The 19,438-nt window shown below is 72.2% G+C and carries 16 protein-coding genes; 13 read left to right on the top strand and 3 right to left on the bottom strand.

Going from position 1 to position 19,438, the window contains the following annotated elements; translation table 11 throughout:
- Positions 1–5: 5 nt before the first annotated feature.
- The gene (locus tag ABEA43_RS14385; protein ID WP_345561955.1) at positions 6–629 is read right to left on the bottom strand and encodes a hypothetical protein; all 624 of its coding nucleotides are present in this window, start codon (positions 627–629) and stop codon (positions 6–8) included.
- A 57-nt stretch (positions 630–686) separates the two neighbouring features.
- Positions 687–1,466, bottom strand: coding sequence for an HAD-IIA family hydrolase (locus tag ABEA43_RS14380; protein ID WP_425570255.1), 780 nt, complete (start codon positions 1,464–1,466; stop codon positions 687–689).
- 96 nt (positions 1,467–1,562) lie between these two features.
- Here ABEA43_RS14380 and ABEA43_RS14375 point away from each other — a divergent pair, with 96 nt between their 5' ends.
- The 8 genes from ABEA43_RS14375 to ABEA43_RS14340 all read left to right on the top strand — a co-directional run bounded on the left by ABEA43_RS14375 (position 1,563) and on the right by ABEA43_RS14340 (position 10,526).
- Positions 1,563–2,750 (top strand): M20 metallopeptidase family protein, encoded by a 1,188-nt coding sequence (locus ABEA43_RS14375; RefSeq protein WP_345561953.1) that lies wholly within the window; start codon positions 1,563–1,565, stop codon positions 2,748–2,750.
- Between the two features lie 2 nt (positions 2,751–2,752).
- Positions 2,753–3,742 (top strand): zinc-dependent alcohol dehydrogenase family protein, encoded by a 990-nt coding sequence (locus ABEA43_RS14370; RefSeq protein ID WP_345561951.1) that lies wholly within the window; start codon positions 2,753–2,755, stop codon positions 3,740–3,742.
- Between the two features lie 162 nt (positions 3,743–3,904).
- Positions 3,905–5,737 carry an ABC transporter substrate-binding protein gene (locus ABEA43_RS14365; RefSeq protein ID WP_345561950.1) on the top strand — a complete coding sequence of 611 codons (1,833 nt, stop codon included), beginning with the start codon at positions 3,905–3,907 and terminating at the stop codon, positions 5,735–5,737.
- 3 nt (positions 5,738–5,740) lie between these two features.
- Positions 5,741–6,748, top strand: coding sequence for an ABC transporter permease (locus ABEA43_RS14360; protein ID WP_345561948.1), 1,008 nt, complete (start codon positions 5,741–5,743; stop codon positions 6,746–6,748).
- Complete coding sequence (locus tag ABEA43_RS14355) at positions 6,745–7,650, top strand: ABC transporter permease (RefSeq protein ID WP_345561947.1); 906 nt, start codon at positions 6,745–6,747, stop codon at positions 7,648–7,650. The genes ABEA43_RS14360 and ABEA43_RS14355 overlap by 4 nt, the downstream gene beginning before the upstream one ends.
- Before the next feature lie 4 nt (positions 7,651–7,654).
- Positions 7,655–8,653, top strand: a complete 999-nt coding sequence (locus ABEA43_RS14350; RefSeq protein ID WP_345561945.1) for an ABC transporter ATP-binding protein — start codon at positions 7,655–7,657, stop codon at positions 8,651–8,653.
- Positions 8,650–9,660, top strand: coding sequence for an ABC transporter ATP-binding protein (locus ABEA43_RS14345; protein WP_345561943.1), 1,011 nt, complete (start codon positions 8,650–8,652; stop codon positions 9,658–9,660). Before ABEA43_RS14350 ends, ABEA43_RS14345 begins: the two co-directional genes overlap by 4 nt.
- The gene (locus ABEA43_RS14340; RefSeq protein WP_345561941.1) at positions 9,660–10,526 is read left to right on the top strand and encodes a GNAT family N-acetyltransferase; all 867 of its coding nucleotides are present in this window, start codon (positions 9,660–9,662) and stop codon (positions 10,524–10,526) included. Before ABEA43_RS14345 ends, ABEA43_RS14340 begins: the two co-directional genes overlap by 1 nt.
- Positions 10,527–10,546: 20 nt before the next feature.
- On the opposite strand, the gene ABEA43_RS14335 is transcribed toward ABEA43_RS14340, so the two are convergent.
- Complete coding sequence (locus ABEA43_RS14335) at positions 10,547–11,662, bottom strand: exo-beta-N-acetylmuramidase NamZ family protein (RefSeq protein ID WP_345561940.1); 1,116 nt, start codon at positions 11,660–11,662, stop codon at positions 10,547–10,549.
- Between the two features lie 57 nt (positions 11,663–11,719).
- On the opposite strand from ABEA43_RS14335, the gene murQ reads away from it, so the two are divergent.
- From murQ to ABEA43_RS14310, 5 genes are all read left to right on the top strand, one after another.
- Positions 11,720–12,619 (top strand): N-acetylmuramic acid 6-phosphate etherase, encoded by a 900-nt coding sequence (murQ, locus tag ABEA43_RS14330; protein WP_345561939.1) that lies wholly within the window; start codon positions 11,720–11,722, stop codon positions 12,617–12,619.
- Positions 12,620–12,644: 25 nt separating this feature from the next.
- Complete coding sequence (locus ABEA43_RS14325) at positions 12,645–13,721, top strand: serine hydrolase domain-containing protein (RefSeq protein ID WP_345561938.1); 1,077 nt, start codon at positions 12,645–12,647, stop codon at positions 13,719–13,721.
- 196 nt (positions 13,722–13,917) lie between these two features.
- The gene (locus ABEA43_RS14320) at positions 13,918–15,219 is read left to right on the top strand and encodes an MFS transporter (RefSeq protein ID WP_345561937.1); all 1,302 of its coding nucleotides are present in this window, start codon (positions 13,918–13,920) and stop codon (positions 15,217–15,219) included.
- Positions 15,220–15,221: 2 nt separating this feature from the next.
- Positions 15,222–15,425, top strand: coding sequence for an MbtH family protein (locus tag ABEA43_RS14315; RefSeq protein ID WP_345561936.1), 204 nt, complete (start codon positions 15,222–15,224; stop codon positions 15,423–15,425).
- 2 nt (positions 15,426–15,427) lie between these two features.
- The gene (locus ABEA43_RS14310) at positions 15,428–19,432 is read left to right on the top strand and encodes an amino acid adenylation domain-containing protein (protein ID WP_345561934.1); all 4,005 of its coding nucleotides are present in this window, start codon (positions 15,428–15,430) and stop codon (positions 19,430–19,432) included.
- Positions 19,433–19,438: the final 6 nt, after the last annotated feature.

The raw sequence follows: 19,438 nt of genomic DNA, 5'->3' as shown, positions 1-19,438 counted from the left end.
CGCGGTCATCGGCGGTCCTCGATCTCCCAGATGTGGTCGATCACGTGCCAGGCGATCCGCCGCAGGGCGTACCGGGGCGGCCAGCCGGTGGTCTGCGGCGGCTCCCAGGCGCGGGAGAGCACGCCGGCCAGCTCCGCCCGCATGGCCTCCCGGTCCGCCGCCGACTTGTACGGCCTGTGCCGGACGTCCACCTTGCGGGCGAAGGCGCGCTCGGCCCCCACCACGTGGTCCACGATCTTGGACAGGTCGCGCCCGCCGCCGCGCGGCCCCTTGCGCAGGTCCTCATGGGAGGCGGCGACGGTCTCGTCGAACAGCTCCCAGGCGGCCCGCAGCAGCGCCACCCCCTGGGCCGCCTCCGCCGCGGGCACCGGCTCCAGGTCCAGGTCAGGCACCGCGTACGGGACGCCGAAGTCCGTGGTGTCGCTGCCCGGCACGCGCGCCACCACGACCGGGTCGCCCGGCGCGAAGTCCAGCCCCGCCCGTGCGGCCACCACGCGGTAGCGCGGCGCGTAGTCCATGAGCCGGTCGATGGCCGCCTCCTCGCCCTTGGCGATCCGGCACCAGCCGGGCCAGTCGAGCGAGCAGGCGAACACCTTCTTCGGGCCTGTCTCCAGGTAGACGCGGGTCATGAGGCCTCAGACTGCCACGTATACCCGTCATCCTCTGTCAGGTTCGCGGCGCGGGTCTCAGATGAGGTCGATGAGGTCTGCCACGGAGTCCACGACGAGGGACGGGCGGTAGGGGAACCGGTCGATCTGGTCGCGCTGCGTGACGCCCGTGAGGACCAGGATGGTGAACAGGCCCGCTTCCATGCCCGACACGATGTCGGTGTCCATGCGGTCGCCGATCATGGCCGTCGTCTCGCTGTGGCCCTCGATCTCGTTGAGCGCGCTGCGCATCATGCGGGGGTTGGGCTTGCCGACGAAGTAGGGGGCGACGCCGGTGGCCTTGGTGATGAGGGCGGCCACGGCGCCGCAGGCCGGCAGGGAGCCTTCCGTGGAGGGGCCGATGGGGTCGGGGTTGGTGGCGATGAAGCGGGCGCCGCCCTCGATGAGGCGGATGGCCCGGGTGATCTGGGTGAAGCTGTAGGTACGGGTCTCGCCGAGCACCACGTAGTCGGGGTCGAGGTCGGTGAGGATGTAGCCGACCTCGTGCAGCGCCGTCGTCAGCCCCGCCTCGCCGATCACGTACGCCGAGCCGCCCGAGCGCTGGTCGTCGAGGAACTGGGCGGTGGCCAGGGCCGAGGTCCAGATGGATTCGGCGGGCACGCTGAGGCCCGCGCCCGCCAGCCGTACCGACAGGTCTCGCTGGGTGTAGATCGAGTTGTTGGTCAGCACCCGGAACTTCTTGCCGGATTCGCTGAGCCGCTTGATGAATTCGTCAGCACCGGGGATCGGCCGTCCCTCGTGGACGAGGACGCCGTCCATGTCGGACAACCAGGAGTCGATCCGCTTACGCTCAGTCACCCGCCCATCGTAGCGAGCGCGCTCAGGCGGCCCCCGCCCGGTGCCGCCTGCGTGCCGCCGCTGGACGCGGTGCCGCCTGCGTGAAGAATGTTCTTCATGTCGTTCACTGAATCCGCGCTGGACATGCGGGACGAGCTCGTCCGGCTCAGGCACTCGCTGCACACCACCCCGGAGCTTGGGCTCCAGCTTCCGCGCACGCAGGAGAAGGTCCTGACGGCGCTGGACGGGCTGCCCCTGGAGATCCAGACGGGCAAGACGCTCAGCTCCGTCACCGCCGTGCTGAGGGGCGGCCGGCCCGGTCCCGCCGTGCTGCTGCGCGGCGACATGGACGCGCTGCCGGTCACCGAGAAGAACGACCTGCCCTACGTCTCCCAGCTGCCCGGGCAGATGCACGCGTGCGGGCACGACCTGCACACCACGATGCTGGTCGGGGCGGCCCATCTGCTGAGCGCGCGGCGGGAGGAGCTGGCGGGCGACGTCATCTTCATGTTCCAGCCGGGCGAGGAGGGCCACGAGGGCGCCAAGCACATGATCGGCGAGGGCGTGCTCGACGCGGCCGGCGCGCGGCCGGTGGCGGCGTACGGGATGCACGTCGTGTCCTCGATGCTGCCGCCCGGGCTGTTCGCCTCGCGTCCAGGGCCGATCATGGCGGCGGCGGACACGTTCTGCGTGACGGTGAAGGGGCGCGGCGGGCACGGTTCGAGCCCGCACCGGGCGCTGGACCCGATCCAGGCCGGCTGCGAGATGGTGGCCGCGCTGCAGACGATGGTGACCAGGACGTTCGACGTGTTCGATCCGGTCGTGGTGACGGTCGGCAGCTTCCACGGCGGTTCCGCGGACAACGTGATCCCCGACGAGGCCAGGTTCGAGGCGACGGTGCGCACGTTCAGCCAGGAGAACCGGGTGCTGGTCAAGCGCCGGCTGGTCGAGGTGGTGAAGGGCGTGGCGGCGGCGCACGGGCTGGAGGCCGAGACGTCGTTCGGGATGGGCTATCCGGTGACGGTCAACGACTCCGGCGAGGCCGAGTTCGTGGGGCGGACGGCCGACGAGCTGTTCGGCCCCGGCCGCTACTTCGTCTCGCCGCAGCCGGTGATGGGCTCTGAGGACTTCTCGTACGTGCTGGAGTCCGTGCCCGGGGCGTTCGTGTTCCTGGGCGCCTGCCCGCCGGAGCGGGATCCGGCCACGGCGCCCTACAACCACTCGCCCGAGGCGGTGTTCGACGACGCGGTGCTGCCCGACGGGGCCGCGCTCTACGCCTCGCTGGCCTTCTCCCGGCTGTCGTAGGCATGCGGGCGTGGGTGGTGGCCGAGCCGGGGCCGATGGCGTCCGGGCCGCTGGAGCTCGTCGGAAAGGACGTGCCGGAGCCGGGTCCCGGCGAGGTGCTGGTGCGGGTCGAGGCGTGCGGCGTGTGCCGTACGGACCTGCACCTGGCCGAGGGCGACCTGCCGCCGCGTCGGCCCCGCACCACGCCCGGCCACCAGGTGGTCGGCCGCGTAGAAGCCTGCGGAGAGGGCGCGGGAGAGCTCACGGGTGAGCGGGTCGGCGTGGCGTGGCTGCGCTCGACCTGCGGCACGTGCCGCTACTGCCGCCGGGGCATGGAGAACCTGTGCCCCGCCTCGGCCTACACCGGGTGGGACGCGGACGGCGGGTTCGCCGAATATCTCGTCGCCAGGGCCGGCTACGTCTATCCGCTGCCCGGCGACGTGCCGGCCGAGCGGCTGGCGCCGCTGCTGTGCGCCGGGATCATCGGCTACCGGGCGCTGGCCCGCTGCGACCTGCCCAGGGGCGGGCGGCTGGGGATCTACGGGTTCGGCGCGTCCGCCCACCTGACGGCGCAGGCGGCCATCGCCCAGGGCACCGTCGTGCACGCGGTCACCAGGTCCGCGGCCTCCAGGGCGCTCGCGCTGGAGCTGGGGGCGGCCTCCGCGGGCGACCGGCCGCCTGAGCCGCTGGACTCGGCCATCCTGTTCGCCCCCGTCGGGGACCTGGTCCCGCCCGCACTGGAGGCGCTCGACAGGGGCGGGACGCTGGCCGTCGCCGGGATCCACCTCACCGACGTGCCCGCCCTGAACTACGAGCGGCATCTCTTCCAGGAGCGCACGCTGCGCAGCGTGACCGCCAACACCCGGGCCGACGGTCGGGCCTATCTGGAGCTCGCGCTGGCGCACCCGCCGCGCGTGACGACGGCGGCCTACCCGTTCGAGTCGGCCGGGCGGGCGCTGGCCGATCTCGCCGCGGGGCAGGTCAACGGTGCTGCGGTGCTGGTCATGAGCTGAACGTACATTTGGTGGAACTTAACTCCACTTCGTACACTCATGAAGGAAAGTTACATTAGCCTCACAACCTCTGGAGATTATTGACGCTGATCGGACGCGATCGTAGTGTCCGGTCATTCCCTACAGATCCTCTAGCAGGTCCGACATCCCCCGGAGCGGCAAATGAAGCGACTGGCAGCGGTAGTGGCGTTGCTGGGCCTTGCCACCGCGACTGCGGCGTGCAGTGGTGGTTCCACCAACAAGTCCGGCGGCTCGGGCGGTGGTGGTGGCGGGCTCTTCACCACGATCGACGTGAACAGGCCAGGTCTTGAGGCATCGGCCCCGGCCAACCCGTACAACCCCAAGGGCAATTCCTTCCCCGGCTACAGCTCCATGAAGCTCGGCTGGGTCAAGAACCACCTCACCGACCCCAACCAGGCTCTCCCCGGCATCGCGGCGAGCTGGGAGATCGCGTCCGACAACTCGGCCATCACGCTGAAGCTGCAGCCGAACGCCAAGTGGTCCGACGGCAAGCCCGTCACGGCCGACGACGTCAAGCTGTCCATCGGCATCGCGTACACGCAGGGCAGCACGGCCTTCTCCGTCACGCCCGGCGCGGCGGGCGCGGCCGCCGAGGTCACGGTCGTCGATCCGCAGACCGTGAAGATCACGCAGGACATGGCCAACCCCAGTCCGAAGTTCGCCCGCGGCGTGCTCGACACGACCGTGCTGCCCGCCCACGTGTGGAGCAGCGTCCTTCCCGCGGACTTCTGGGACAAGCTGAAGGCCGCCCGCGGCGAGGGCGCCGCGGCCGACAAGGCGCGCGAGGAGGTCACCGCGCTGGGCCAGAAGGTCATCGCCTTCGCCCCGGCCAAGGACGTCTCCGCCGGCCCGTTCGTGCTGGAGCGGGTCAACCCCTCCGAGGCGCTGCTGGTCAAGAACACGTACTTCTACAACGCCGCGAACGTCGCTCCCGCGCAGGTGAAGTTCCTCAACTACACCGGCAACGAGCAGATCTGGAACTACCTCACCGCGGGCAAGCTCGACCACGCCGGCTTCACCGCCGCCCCGACGGACGTGATGAACCGGATCAAGGCCGCTCCCGGCGCCGAGGTCATCAAGGGCTACTCGCCGGTGGCCGTGAGCATGGCGTTCAACCAGTCCAAGAAGCCGTACGACAACGTGCACGTGCGCAGGGGCCTGGCCTACCTGATCGACCGCGACCAGGTCACCAAGGTCGCCTCGCCCGAGGGCGGCACGCCCGCCGTCACCACCAGCGGCATCCACCAGAAGGCCGCGCAGGCGTGGATCCCCGACACGGTGCCGCAGCTGGAGCAGTACAAGCCGGACGTGGCCAAGGCCGAGGAGGAGTTCAAGCAGGCCGGCCTGACCAAGAAGGACGGCAAGTGGACGCTCGCCGACGGCAGCGCGTGGAAGGTCTCCATGCACGCGCCCTCCGGCTTCTCCGACTGGCTGTCCGCGCAGGAGAACATCAAGGGCCAGCTCGTCAAGGCCGGCGTCGACGCCGAGGTCGTGACGACCGCCGACTACCCGCTCTACCTGGAGGAACTGGCGGCCGGCAAGTATGACGTCGGCTTCTGGCTGATGGCGCTCGGCCCCGCGCCGTACGACATCTACCAGCGCCTCTACGGCGCCTCCAACGGCTGGACGAACGTCGCCGGCAAGGTGACGCACGCCGCGCCCGGCAAGACCGGCAACTGGATGGGCGGCCCCGAGGAGATCGAGGTCGACGGCGCCAAGATCAACCCCGGTGAGCTCACCGGCAAGCTGAACTCGGCCGACGAGGCGGCGGCGAAGCCGATCATGGCGCAGCTCGCCAAGGCCGCCAACCAGGACCTCCCGGTCATCCAGCTCTGGGACTACGTCAACACCCAGTTCGTCAACAACAGCAGGTTCACCGGCTGGCCCCACGACGACTCCATCCTCCGCATGGGCACCGGCGTGCTCCCGTCCGGCGTGTGGATCCAGCAGGGCCTGATCAAGGCGAAGCAGTAGCCTATGACGCTCATCGCACGGCGACTCGCGGGCCACCTGGCCCGCGGGTTCGTCATGATCCTCGTCGTCGCGACGATCAGCTTCTTCATCATCAACAACATCCCCGGCGACCCGATGGCCGCCAGGTACGAGAAGCTGATCGAGGGCGGCATGTCGCCCGAGGCCGCCTCCCAGGCGGTGAAGGTGCTCTACGGCTTCCTGCCGGACGGCACCCTCTGGGAGCAGTACAGGGACTACATGGCCGGACTGCTCCACCTGGACCTCGGCGTCTCCGTCACCAGGCCGGGCACCCCGGTGCTCGACGTGCTGACCGACGCCGCCAAGTGGACCGTTCTACCGGTGCTGCTGGGCACGCTGCTCAGCTTCATCGTCGGGGTGCTGCTGGGCGTGTACGCGGCCATCAAGCGCACCGGCAAGCTGGGCGACGCGCTGGCCATCTCCGGCTCGCTGCTGCACGGCATCCCGCAGTACGTGCTGGCGATGCTGCTCGTGGTGATCTTCGCCACGCTCATCCCGATCCTGCCCGCCGACGGCTCGGTGGACATCCTGTTCGAGCCCGGCTTCAACGCCGGCTACCTCGGCTCGCTCGCCGAGCACGCCGTGCTGCCGGTCCTGACGTACGCGGTGTCGGCCTACGGCGGCTGGATCCTGGCGATGAAGTCGAGCGTGGTCACGGTGCTCGGCGACGACTTCATCCTGGCCGCCGAGCTGCGGGGGGTGAAGCGCTCGATCGTCTTCCGCTACATCGCGCGCAACGCGATCCTGCCGCTGTTCACCATGCTGGCCCTGTCGCTGGGCCTGCTGCTCGGCGGCGCGGTCTTCATCGAGAAGATCTTCAACTATCCCGGTCTCGGCTGGCTGCTCATCAGCGGCGTCCAGGACCGCGACTACGCGCTCATGGGCGGGGCCTTCCTGCTGATCACCGCGGGGACCATCGTCGCCAACATCGTGGCCGACCTGTTCTACACGGTGATCGACCCGCGGGTGCGCAGCGGAGAGGAGGCGTCGTGAGCGCCACGCTCATCCCCGAGGCGGGCCCGGCCGCCACGACCATGCGCCGCAACTTCTGGAACGGCGTCTGGCGCGTGATGCGGCGCAAGCCCAGCCGCATGGCCGGGGTGGTCATCATCCTCGGCTTCGCCCTGATGGCGATCTTCGGGCCGATGTTCCTGCCGGAGAACCTGCCGGGCAACGCCAACGCGATCACCCAGCCACCGAGCTGGGAGCACTGGTTCGGCACCGACCCGCAGGGCAAGGACGTGGTCGCGCTCGTCATCAAGGGCTCGCGCTACGTCCTGCTGACCGCCGCGGTGACCGCGCTCATCACGGTCGTCGTCGGCACCTCGCTCGGCCTGTTCTCCGGGTTCAAGCGGGGCCGCTGGGACACCGTGCTCATGCGGCTCACCGACATGAAGCTCACCATCCCCGGCCTGCCGCTGCTGCTGGTCCTCGCGACCGTGTGGAAGTTCGGCAGCCCGGTCCAGATGGGTTTCGTGCTCGGCCTGCTCGGCTGGGGCGGCGTGGCGCGGGCCGTGCGCTCGCAGACGCTGTCGCTGCGCGAGCGCGGCTTCATCGAGGCGGCGCGCGGGCTGGGCCTGTCCACCAGGCACATCATCGGCAAGGAGCTGCTGCCGAGCATGGCGCCGTACATCGCGATGAACATGCTCATCGCGGTCACCGGCGCCGTCTACTCGCAGGTGGGCCTGTTCTTCCTGGGGGTCCTGCCGTACGAGTCGGACAACTGGGGCGTCATGCTCAACCTCGCCGTGTTCCAGGCGGGCGCGATGATCACGCCGAACGCGCTGGGCTACCTGCTGGCGCCGCTGCTGGCCATCCTGCTGCTCACGCTCGGCATCGTGCTCGTGGTGGACGCCATGGACGAGATCTTCAACCCCCGGCTGCGCGAGGAGTAGCACGTTGGCAGAGCAAGCACCGGGAGTGCGCATCGGCGGCCTCACGGTCGTCTACAAGACCCCCGCGGGCGAGCTGCCCGCCGTCAGGGACGTCAGCCTGACCCTGGAGCCCGGCACCATCACCGGCATCGTCGGCGAATCCGGCTCCGGCAAGTCCACGCTGGCCCTGTCGCTGCTCAACGCCGTCCAGCCGCCCGGCAGGATCGCCGCGGGCAGCGTCGAGATCGACGGGCTCGGCGACGTGGTGGGCTTCGAGGGCGAGCAGCTGCGCAAGGCCCGCGGCAAGCACATCGGGTACGTCTTCCAGGCCGCCCAGAACTCCCTCAACCCGCTCAAGACGGTCGGCAAGCAACTCCTCGACCTGGGCCGCTCACACGGCGTGGACGACCTGCGCGGCCTGGTCCGCGAGGCCAAGGAGCTGCTCGGCCGGATGGGGCTCGACGGGGCCAGGGTGCTCGACTCGCACCAGCACGAGCTGTCGGGCGGCATGCGCCAGCGGGTCGGCATCATGCTGGCCCTGGTGCTCAACGCCCACCTGGTGGTGCTGGACGAGCCGACGACCGCGCTCGACATGATCACGCAGGCGAACATCCTGAAGATCGTCCGTGAGGTGCACGCGGAGCGCGGCCTCACCACGCTGGTCATCACGCACGACATCGGCGTGGTGGCCGAGGTCGCCGACCGGCTCGCCGTCATGTACGGCGGGCGGCTGGTCGAGCAGGGCCCGACGCGGGAGGTGCTGAGGTCGCCCAGTCACCCGTACACCAAGGGACTGATCAAGGCCATCCCCCGGCTCGTCGGCGACATCGACGAGGCCCAGGCGCTGCCGGGCCGGCCGCCGACGCTGACGACCGTGCCGAAGGAGGGCTGCGTGTTCAGGGAGCGCTGCCCGCTGCGCATGGACGTGTGCGACGAGGTGGATCCCGACGCCGTCGCTCATCCGGGGGCGCACGGGTCCAGGATCGTGGCCTGCCACGCCGTGACCGTGAAGGAGCACGCATGATCACCGGGACCGGCGTCGTCAAGACGTTCAAGCAGCGGGGCAAGATGCTCGGGGCCCGCGAGGTGCGGGCGCTGAAGGGCGTCGACTTCGCGATCCCGAAGGGCGGCGCGGCCTCCTTCATCGGCGAGTCCGGGTGCGGGAAGACCACGCTGGGGCGGATCATCGCGGGGCTGGAGACGTACGACGAGGGCGAGATCGTGATCGGCGACGTGGCCATGTCGTCGCTCAAGCCCAAGCAGCGCCAGCCGCACTTCCGCAAGATCCAGATGATCCACCAGGACCCGTACTCGGCGCTGAACCCGACGCGGACCATCCACCAGACGCTGCACGCGCCGCTGAGCCTGCGGGCCGGGCAGACCGGGCGGTCGAAGGCGTGGATCGAGGAGCGGGCGGCCGAGGTGCTGTCGCTCGTCGGGCTGGACCCCGGCTCGGTGCTGGCGCGCTACCCGCACCAGCTCTCCGGCGGCATGCGGCAGCGCGTGGTCATCGCCCGCGCGCTGACCGTCGATCCCGAGATGCTCGTCGCCGACGAGGCCGTCTCCATGATCGACGTGTCGCTGCGGCTGGGCATCCTGGCGCTGCTGAAGGACCTGCGCGAGCGGCTGGGCGTGAGCGTGCTGTTCATCACGCACGACGTGGCCACGGCCCGCTACATCGGCGACGACGGCGAGCTGTACGTGATCTACCGCGGCCAGGTCATCGAGCGCGGGGCGGTGGACACGGTCATCGCCGACCCCGTGCACCCGTACACGCAGTCGCTGCTGTCGGCCATCCCGGTGCTGCACGGCCTGGAGGAGCCGGGCGAGCAGCCGGTGACGCCGCTGGAGTCGCTGGACGAGAGCCGGTCCGACGAGGGCTGCCTGTTCGCCCGCCGCTGCCCGTTCAGGGGCGAGCGGTGCACGAGCGAGCTTCCGCTGCTGCAGGTGACCGAGGGCGTGACGCAGGAGCACGCGTGCTTCTATCCCGAGCGGCGCAGCGTGATCGCGCGGCCCCTGAGCGAGGTGTGATGTCCCACGCCGTACGGACCGCGGAGCAGGGCGCGGCGGCACGGATCGCCGCCGCCGCGCTGACCCTGGACGCCGGGGAGGCGGCCGGCCTGGTCGCGTACCTGTCGGCGCCGCCCGCCGACCGGCGGTGGACGGCGCTGGCGACCGAAGACGGGGTGGTGCTGGCGTCGGTGTCCGCGAAGGACCCGGACGTCGGGCACATCGACCTGCTTGCCGTGGATCCCGCCGCGCAGGGGCGCGGGCAGGGCCGGGCGCTGGTGCGGGCGGCCGAGGAGTGGCTGCTCGGACAGGGCGCGCGGCAGGCCCGCTTCGCCGGGAACCCGCCCTGCTACGCCTGGCCGGGCATCGACGTGCGGTACACCGCCGCCGCCTGCCTGGCCGAGAGCCTGGGCTACGAGCGTTACCACGTCGCCTGGAACATGACGGCCGACCTGTCGGCCGACCTATCCGTGGCCGACGACCTCCTGCGGCTGGAGAAGGCCGGTGTGCGCGTGAGCGCCGCCGGGGATCCGGGCGACGCCGGCCGTGATCGGGTCGCCGCGTTCGTCCGCGAGGAGTGGAACGAGCGGTGGGCCTGGGAGGCGGCGCACGCCACCGGGCTGCACTACGCCGAGCGCGACGGGCGCGTCCTGGCCTTCGCCGCGTGGGGGGCGCGGCCGGGCTGGTTCGGGCCCATGGGCACCTCGCCCGAGGCCCGCGGGCTCGGCCTGGGCCGGGTGCTGCTGCGCAGGTGCCTGGCGGAGCAGCGCGCCGCCGGGCAGTCCAGCGCCCAGATCGGGTGGGTCGGGCCGTTGCGGTTCTACTCGCACGCCGTCGGCGCGCGAGCGGAACGCGTCTTCTGGCTCTACCGGCGCGATCTGGCGTGATGTCGCGCCGGGATGCGAGCCTAACCGCCGTAGAGCAGCCCGCCTTCCGGGTGGCGCGGCGGCGGGCACAGGTCGCGGGGGTCCTCGCCGGCCTCCAGGCGCCTGGTGAGCGTGTCGGAGCCCCACAGGTGGTCCAGGAACAGGTCGGGGCCCCACCAGCGCAGATCGTCCGGGTAGAGCGTGCGGGCGACGTGCAGCATCGACAGGCCCGTCAGCACCGGCCTGAACGCGGCCCTGTCGTGCACGTGCAGCTGGACCCCGCGTACGGGGGTGCCCGCGTGCTTGTGGAACGTCGGCGTGAACCACGTCTCCCTGAACCGCACGCCCGGCAGGCCCAGCGCGGCCAGCGCGCCCGCGAACCTGTCGTCCGCGTACGGCGCCCCGATCAGCTCGAAGGGCCTGGTCGTGCCGCGCCCCTCGGAGAAGTTCGTGCCCTCGAACAGGCCCGTGCCCGGATAGACGAGCGCGGTGTCCGCGGTCGGCATGTTGACCGACGGCATCACCCAGGGCAGCCCGGTCTCGGCGAACGTCATCCCGCGCCGCCAGCCCTCCATCTCGACCACGGACAGATCTGCGTCGAAGCCGAACCGCCCGGCCAGCTCCCCCGCCGTCCTGCCGTGCCGCACGGGCAGCGGGAAGCGGCCCACGAAGCTGGCGAACGCGGGATCGAGCAGCGGGCCCTCCTCCACGGTCCCGCCGAGCGGGTTGGGCCGGTCCAGCACCACGAAGCGCACGCCGAGCCGGGCGGCCGACGCCAGCAGGTCGTACATGGTCCAGACGTAGGTGTAGAAGCGGGCGCCCACGTCGGCGATGTCGAACACCAGCGTGTCCACGCCGGAGGCGGCCACCACCCGGTCGAGCGCCTCGCCCGACAGCGTGTGGGTGTCGTAGACCGGCAGCCCGGTCTTCTCGTCCACGGTGTCGCCCTCGCTGCCGGCCGCCTGGGCGGTCCCGCGCATGCCGTGCTCGGGGCCGAACAGGGCCGTCAGCTTGAGCCCGGCGGCCAGCAGCGCGTCGGGAGTGGGGGTGAGATCGGGCAGGACTCCGGTGGGGTTCGTGATCAGGCCGAGGCTTGCGCCCCCCGCGAGCGAGGGGTCCGCGGCCAGCCGTTCAGCTCCGGTGCGTACGTATGACATGAACCCATTGTCTGAAAGATATTTACAAGAGAGAAGTAAAGGGTGGAAATTAGCGTCATGATTGATCCGCTACCCGAGCTGTCCACCGAGCAGAGCGATCCCCGCTACAGCCAGATCGACCGGCTGCCGACGGAGCAGATCGCCCGACTGATGAACCAGGCCGACGCCGCCGTGCCCGCCGCCGTCGCGGTGGTGGTCCCGGCCATCTCGGCGGCGATCGACGCGATCGCCGCCAGGATGGCCGAGGGCGGCCGGCTGCTGTACGTCGGCGCCGGCACGTCGGGACGGCTGGCCGTGCTCGACGCCAGCGAGTGCCCGCCCACGTTCGGCACCGACCCCTCGCTGGTGCGGGGCGTCATCGCCGGCGGGCCGGACGCGCTGACCCGGTCGGTCGAGGGGGCGGAGGACGACGCCGAGGCGGGCGCGGGCGCGATGAAGGACCTGGAGGTGGGACCGCTCGACTCGGTGGTGGGCGTGTCCGCCAGCGGGCGGGCCCCCTTCGTGCTGGGCGCCCTGGCGGAGGCGGCCGGTCGCGGCGCGCTCACCGTCGGGCTGTCGTGCAACGACGGCGCGCCGCTGTCGGCCGCCGCCGAGCACGCGATCGAGGTGGTCGTGGGGCCCGAGGTGGTGACCGGCTCGACCAGGCTCAAGGCCGGGACTGCGCAGAAGCTCGTGCTGAACATGATCTCGACGATCTCCATGGTCAAGCTCGGCCGTACCTATGGGAACAAGATGGTCGAGATGTCGGCGATGAACAGCAAGCTGGCCGGGCGCGCGCTGCGCATGGTCAGGGACATCACCGGGGCCGACCAGGAGACGGCCGGCGCGGCGCTGGACGCGGCCGGCGGCCAGACGAAGATCGCGGCCGTGATGATCCAGCACGGGCTCGACGCGGCGGGGGCACGTGCGCTGCTGGAGTCGCACGGCGAGCGCCTCAGCGACGCGCTGAGCGGCTGACGGCGGTACGGGGAAGGGGACGGGGATGTCCGATCGGCTGGACGCGATCCTGGCGGACGGGGTGCCGCGCGTGTGCCCGGCCGCGGTCGCGCTGATCGCCGTGGACGGCTCCGTGGCCGCCGCGTCGGCGGCCGGGGAGCTCGTGCGGTACGCCGACGCCCAGGGGAGCCTGGCGGACGACCGTCCGCCGGCCCGCCGCGACGCGATCTTCGACCTGGCCTCGGTCAGCAAGCTGTTCACCACCGCCGTGCTGCTCTCGCTGGCCGAGGAGGGCCGGCTCGGCCTGGACGAGCCGGTGGCCTCCTGGATCCCCGGCCGCGATCCGCGGATCACGCCGCGCCGCCTGCTCACCCACACGGCGGGCCTGGTCCCGACCCGGCGCATCGACCTGGAGCTGCCCTCGGCCGGGCCCGGGGCGCGCATGGCCGCGATGCTGGACACGCCGATCACCCACCCGGTCGGCGGGCCGTACCTCTACAGCGACGTCGGCATGGTCATGGCCGGCCGGCTCGCCGAGGTGGCGGGCGGCGCGCCGCTCGACGCGCTGGTCCGCGCCCGGGTCACGGGCCCGCTGGGGCTGCCCGACACCGGCTACCGTCCCACCGGGCCGGCGGGGGCGCGGATCGCCGCCACCGAGTGGAAGGCCGAGCGGGCCGGGCCTGGGTGCGTGCGGGGTGCGGTGCACGACGAGACGGCCTACGCGCTGGGCGGGGTGGCGGGGCACGCGGGGGTGTTCGCCCCCGCCGACGACCTGCTGGCCTTCGGCGAGGCGCTGCGGCTCGGCGGCGGCCCCGTGCTGCGCCCGGAGAGCGTCGCGGAGATGCTGCGCGACCAGGGGGCCGAAGGCGCCGCGTTCCGCCACGGCCTGGGCGTGCGCATCGGCGACCCGGGCGTCACGGGCCCGCTCGGCCCCGGCGCGTACGGCCATTCGGGGTTCACCGGCACCTCGCTCGTGGTCGATCCCGCACGCGGGCTCACCGTGGTGCTGCTGACGAATGCCGTGCATCCCGTACGGGGACGCGACGGCATTCGTGAATTGCGGAATTCGGTGGCCGCGGAGGCGTTGCGCCTGGTCGATCCGTACGCTGACGCAGACCTTTGACAGCACGTAATTGCAAGACCACAAATAGTGTATTGCTCAGCCCGAAACTGTGTGTGAAGGTACCTGTGAGGAAGCTGAGAACAACGGGGCTTCCGCTAGGTTCCTTTCACCAGAAGGGCCTTGGGCACATATGGGTGAACATCCCGCGTCCCACGAACCGTTACGACTAAACCGATTTATCCGGCGATTTGCTGGAATGGGCAGATTTGGCGTGGTCTGGTCGGGCCAGGTCGTCACGCTCGTCGGAAATTCGGTGCTCCGCTTCTCCCTGGTCATCCAGGCCTGGACGGTCGACCATCAGGTCACCCAGGTCGTCGCGCTCTCCCTCTGCGCGCTGCTGCCGCAACTCCTGCTGAGCCCCACCGCGGGCGCGATCGTGGACCGCTGCCGCAAACGCACCGCCCTGCAACTGGCCGACCTCGGCGGGCTCGTGGCCGTCGGCGGGCTGACGGCCGTGTACTTCCTCGGCGAGCTGCACCTCTGGGCGGTCTATCTGACCGTCGCGCTGCTCGGGGCCGCCGCCGCCTTCCAGTTCCCCGCCCTGTCCTCGGCGGTGCCGCTGCTGGTCGGCAAGGAGCAGCTCCAGCGCGCCAACGGCCTGCTCGCCACCGCCAAGAGCGTGGCCGACGTGGGCGGCCCCGCGCTGGCCGGGCTGCTCGTGGTGACCGGCGGGCTCGGCGCGGTGCTCTGGATCGACCTGCTCAGCTTCGCGATCGCGCTGGTGACCGTACGCGTGGTGCGGATGGAGCGCGACGTTCCGGCCGGGACCGGCGGGCGCAAGCGGCTCGGCGCGGACTCGGCGGAGGGGCTGCGCTACCTGTTCGCGCAACCCAGCCTGCGCGGGCTGATCCTCGTCTTCTTCACGGTCAACCTGGTGATGGTGTTCGGGTTCGCGGTGGTGCAGCCCATGATCCTGGCCAGGACCGGCAGCGACGTCTCGGCCCTGGCCAGTGTGAACGCCGGCATCGGCGTCGGCGGCATCACGGGCGGGCTGCTGCTGGCCGCCTGGGGCGGGCCGAAGAACCGGGTGCGCGGCATGATGCTCGGCGTCGTCGGCATGTGCGTGAGCGCGCAGATCGTGATGTCCGTGGTGGACGGCGTCGTCGCGTGGACGGCCGCCATGCTGCTGGGCGCGCTGATCATGCCGGTGGTGAACGGCTCGATGCAGTCGATCATCCAGACCAAGGTGCCGGAGGAGCGCCAGGGACGGGTGTTCGGGGCCGTCATGTTCGTCTCGCAGATCTCCTCGCCGGTGGCGATGGCCTTGTCCGGGCCGCTCGCGGACGGCGTCTTCGAACCCCAGGCCGCCGCCGGCACCGGCCTCGCCGGTCTGCTCCGGCCCTTCGTCGGCGACGGGCCCGGCAGCGGGATGGCGGCGATGCTGCTGATCGCCGGCCTGCTGGGAGCCGGCGCCGCCCTGTGGGGCCTGGCCCGCCGTGCCGTTCGCCACATCGACGTGCTGACGCCTGACCTGGAGAAGCAACCCGCGGGAGGCTGACCATGACCACCAACCCCTTCGAGGACGAGACCGGCGCCTATCTGGTGCTGGTGAACGACGAGAACCAGCACTCGCTCTGGCCGGCGGACATCGAGGTGCCCGCGGGGTGGCGGGTCGCGCTGGAGGCGAGCCCGCGGGCCGCGTGCCTCGACCACATCGAGACGCACTGGACGGACATGCGCCCGGCGAGCCTGACCGGGGCGTGACGATGGGCGTACCGGTATGGTCCGGGCCCTCCCCGGACGCGCACGACGCCTCCCCGCGCTCGCAGGACCTGCGCGGGGAGGCCGCGGGCGTACACGAGATGTTCGCGCTGCAGGCGGCGCGCACCCCCGGCAGGACGGCGCTGATCAGCGGCACGGAACGGCTGACCTACGCCGAGCTGGACGCGCGGGCCTCGAAGCGCGCGGCCGAGCTCGGCGCGCTGCTCGGGCCGCGGGCCGGCCTGGTCGGGGTGCGCATGGAGCGCGGGATCGACCTGGTCGTCGCGCTCCTGGCCGTGTTGCGGGCGGGCGCCGGGTACCTGGTGCTCGACCCGGACTTCCCCGAGGAGCGGCTGCGTGGCATGGCGGCCGACGCCGGGGCGGCCGCGGTGCTCACCGCGTCGGGCCTCGAACGCCTGCCGCACGAGCCCTCTCACGACGGGCGTGCGGGCATCGCGTGCGTCATGTACACCTCGGGCTCGACCGGCAGGCCCAAGGGCGTCGCCGCGCCGCACCGGGCGATCGTGGCCACGGTGACGGGGCAGGAGTACGTGCCGTTCGACGCGGTGTGGCTGCAGTGCTCGCCGGTGTCGTGGGACGCGTTCGCGCTGGAGCTGTGGGGACCGCTGCTGTCCGGCGGGACCTGCGTGCTGCATCCGGGGCAGCGGCCCGACCCGATGGTGATGGCCCGGCTGGTGGCCGAGCACCGGGTGACGAGCATGTACCTGTCGAGCAGCCTGTTCAACGTGATCGTGGAGGAGTACCCCGGTGCGCTCACCGGCGTGCGCCATCTGATCGTCGGGGGCGAGGCCCTGTCGCCCGCGCACGTCACACGCGCCCTCGAACGGCATCCCGGGCTCCGGCTGAGCAACGGGTACGGGCCGGTCGAAGGCATGATCTTCATGACCACGCACCGGGCGTCCCCCGGCGACGGCCCCGTGCCCATCGGCACGCCGCTGCGCGGCAAGCGGGTGCACGTGCTGGACGCGAAGCTGCGGCCGGTCGCGGACGGGGAGGTCGGGGAGCTGTACGCGGCCGGTGACGGGCTGGCGCTCGGCTACCTCGGGCGGCCGGGGCCGACGGCCGAGCGGTTCGTGGCCGACCCGTTCGGCGCGCCAGGCGAGCGGATGTACCGGACCGGCGACCTGGTCCGGCGGCGGGCCTCCGACGGGGCGCTGGAGTTCGCCGGGCGGGCGGACGAGCAGGTCAAGGTGCGCGGCTTCCGGATCGAGCCCGGCGAGGTGGCCGGGGTGCTGGCGCGGCATCCGTCCGTGGGCCAGGTCGGGGTGGTGGCCAGGGAGGACGTGCCCGGGGAGCGGCGGCTGGTCGCGTACGTGGTCCCGCGCCGATCCTCCGCACCGGGCAGCGCACCGGACGGCGCTCCTGGCAACGCACCGGACTGCGCACCTGTCGGCGCACCAGGCAACGCACCGGGCAACGCACCGGTCGGCGCTCTGGTCGGTGCTCCGGTCGGCGCTGAGGTGCTGCGCGCTCATGCGGCCGCGGCGCTGCCCGACTTCATGGTGCCGTCGGCGTTCGTCGTGCTGGAGTCGTTGCCGCTGACCGCCACGGGCAAGCTGGACCGGGCCGCGCTGCCCGCGCCCTCGTACGAGCCGGCCGGGTCCGGCGCGCCACGCGGGCGGGTGGAGCAGGCGCTGTGCGAGCTGTTCGCCGACGTGCTGGGGGTGCCGGGCGTGGGCGTCGAGGACGACTTCTTCGCGCTGGGCGGCGACTCCCTGACGGTGGCCCGGCTGCTCAGCAGGATCCACACCGAGCTGGGCGCCGAGGTGGGGGTCCGCACGCTGTTCGAGACCCCTACGGTGGCGGCGATCGCCGAGCACGTGCGCGAACAGCTCGACGGCGATGCGCCGGGCGCGGCGGGCGGACCGGACGCGGCGGGAACAGGGGCCGGGGCGGCGGACGGCGTGCCGCTGTCGTTCGCACAGCGCCGGCTGTGGTTCCTCGACCAGATCGACGCGGGCGTGGCCTACAACATGCCCATGCTGGTACGGCTCAGCGGCCCCGTGGACGTGGCGGCCCTGCGGGGGGCGCTGGAGGACGTGGTGGCCCGGCACGAGGCGCTGCGCACGGTCTTCACGGTGCACGACGGGGAGCCCGCCCAGCGCGTGCTGCCGGCCGGCGAGGCACGGCCGGGGTTCGCCGCCGTCGAGGTCCCGGCCGCCGAGCTGGACTCGCGGGTGAACGCGGCGGCCAGGCACCGGTTCGACCTCGGCGGCGAGCTGCCGATCCACTCCGTGCTCTTCACGACGGGACCGGACGAGCACGCGCTGCTGCTGGTCATGCATCACATCGCAACGGACGGGTGGTCGCTGCCGCCGTTCATGCGGGACCTGTCGCGCTGCTACGCGGCCCGGCTCGGCGGCGCGCCCGCCGGTCTCCCGCCGCTCCCGCCGCTCACGACCCGGTACGCCGACTACGCGCTGCGGCAGCGCGAGCGGGTGGGGCGGGTCGCGGAGGCGGAGCTCGCCTACTGGCGCCAGACCCTGAAGGGCCTCCCCGAACGGCTCCCCCTCCCGCGCCGCCCACCACTTCCGGCCGGAACGTCGGGAACGGGCCTGAGCCCTGCCGAGGCGGCGGCCCCGGTTCGGAGCGGAGACCCGAGCCCTGCCGGAGTAGCGGGGCCGGTTCAGCGCGGAGGCCCGAGTCTTGCCGGAGTGGCGGTCCCGGTCCAAAGCGGAGACCCGAGCCCTGCCGGAATGGCGGGGCCGGTTCAGCGCGGAGGTCGGGGCGGGGCGGCGGGCCGGGGGCTGCCGGATGCGGCGGCGGGGACCGTGGTCAGGTGGGTGGGGCCTGAGTTACACGGGCGGCTCGTGGGCCTGGGCCGGGAGCGCGGGGCGACCCTGTTCATGGTGCTGCAGGCCGCCCTGGCCGTGGTGCTCGAACGCGCGGGCGCCGGCACCGACCTGCCCATCGGGGCGCCGGTCGCGGGACGGTCCACGGGCTCGGTGGACGACCTGGTGGGGTTCTTCGTCAACCTGGTCGTGCTGCGTACCGACATGTCGGGCGACCCCTCCGCCGGGAAGCTGGTGGCGCGGGTGCGGGAAACGGACCTGGCGGCGTTCTCGCACCAGGAGGTGCCGTTCGAGCAGGTCGTGCAGGACCTCAACCCGGTGCGGCGGCCCGGCGCGCATCCGCTGACCGACGTGGTGCTGGCGCTGCAGAACAACGCGCGGGCCGAGCTGTCGCTGCCCGGGGTCGAGTCGCGGGTCGAGGTGGTCAGGACCGGGGCGGCCAGGTTCGAGCTGCTGGTCGACGTGACGGACGACTACGGGCGCGACGGCGCTCCTGCGGGGATCGCCGTGACCGTCGAGTACCGTCTGGCCGCCTTCGACGAGCTGGTCATGGAGTGGCTGGCGGACGCTCTCGTACGGGCGCTGGAGGCCATGGCGGCCGCGCCGGACGCGCCGGTCTCTTCGATCGCGCTGCCGGGGCTGCCCGATATTTCGGTGGATCGCGGTACGGAGGGTGCGATGCCGTCCGAGTGCGGCCATCGGGCCCCGCGTACCGACCTGGAGCGAGCGATCGCGGCCGTCTGGGAGGACGTCCTCGGCGTGGGCCGGGTGGGGCTCGACGACGGGTTCTTCGCGCTCGGCGGGAACTCGCTGCGCGCCGTACGCGTCGCGGCCCGGCTCGCTGGTCAGGGCCTGCCCGCCACCGCCGGCCAGCTCTTCACCGCCCCGACGGTCGCCGAACTGGCCGCCCTGCTGTCCACGCTGCAGCCCACGCCCCTGACCACAGCGCCGACCATGTTGCAGGCCGCGCCTCCGGACACAGCGCCGGCCACGCTGCCGGCCGCATCGCCAAGCGCATCTCCGGCCACGCCGCCAGGCACGCCGCCGGGCATATCGCCAGGCACGCCGCCAAGCACACCGCCGCCGCCGTCCGCGACGCCGCCGGGGGCGACGCCGCCGGGGGCGCTGCCCGGCGGGGGCGCGTCGCGGCCGGCAGCCGCCATCGCCCGCCAGCCCCGAGTCCCGCGCAACCGGTGAGGAGCA

Source organism: Nonomuraea rosea (assembly GCF_039539705.1).
Taxonomy (GTDB): domain Bacteria; phylum Actinomycetota; class Actinomycetes; order Streptosporangiales; family Streptosporangiaceae; genus Nonomuraea; species Nonomuraea rosea.
Note: the sequence above shows the minus strand (reverse complement) of the source record. Positions and strands in the feature narration are given on the sequence as shown.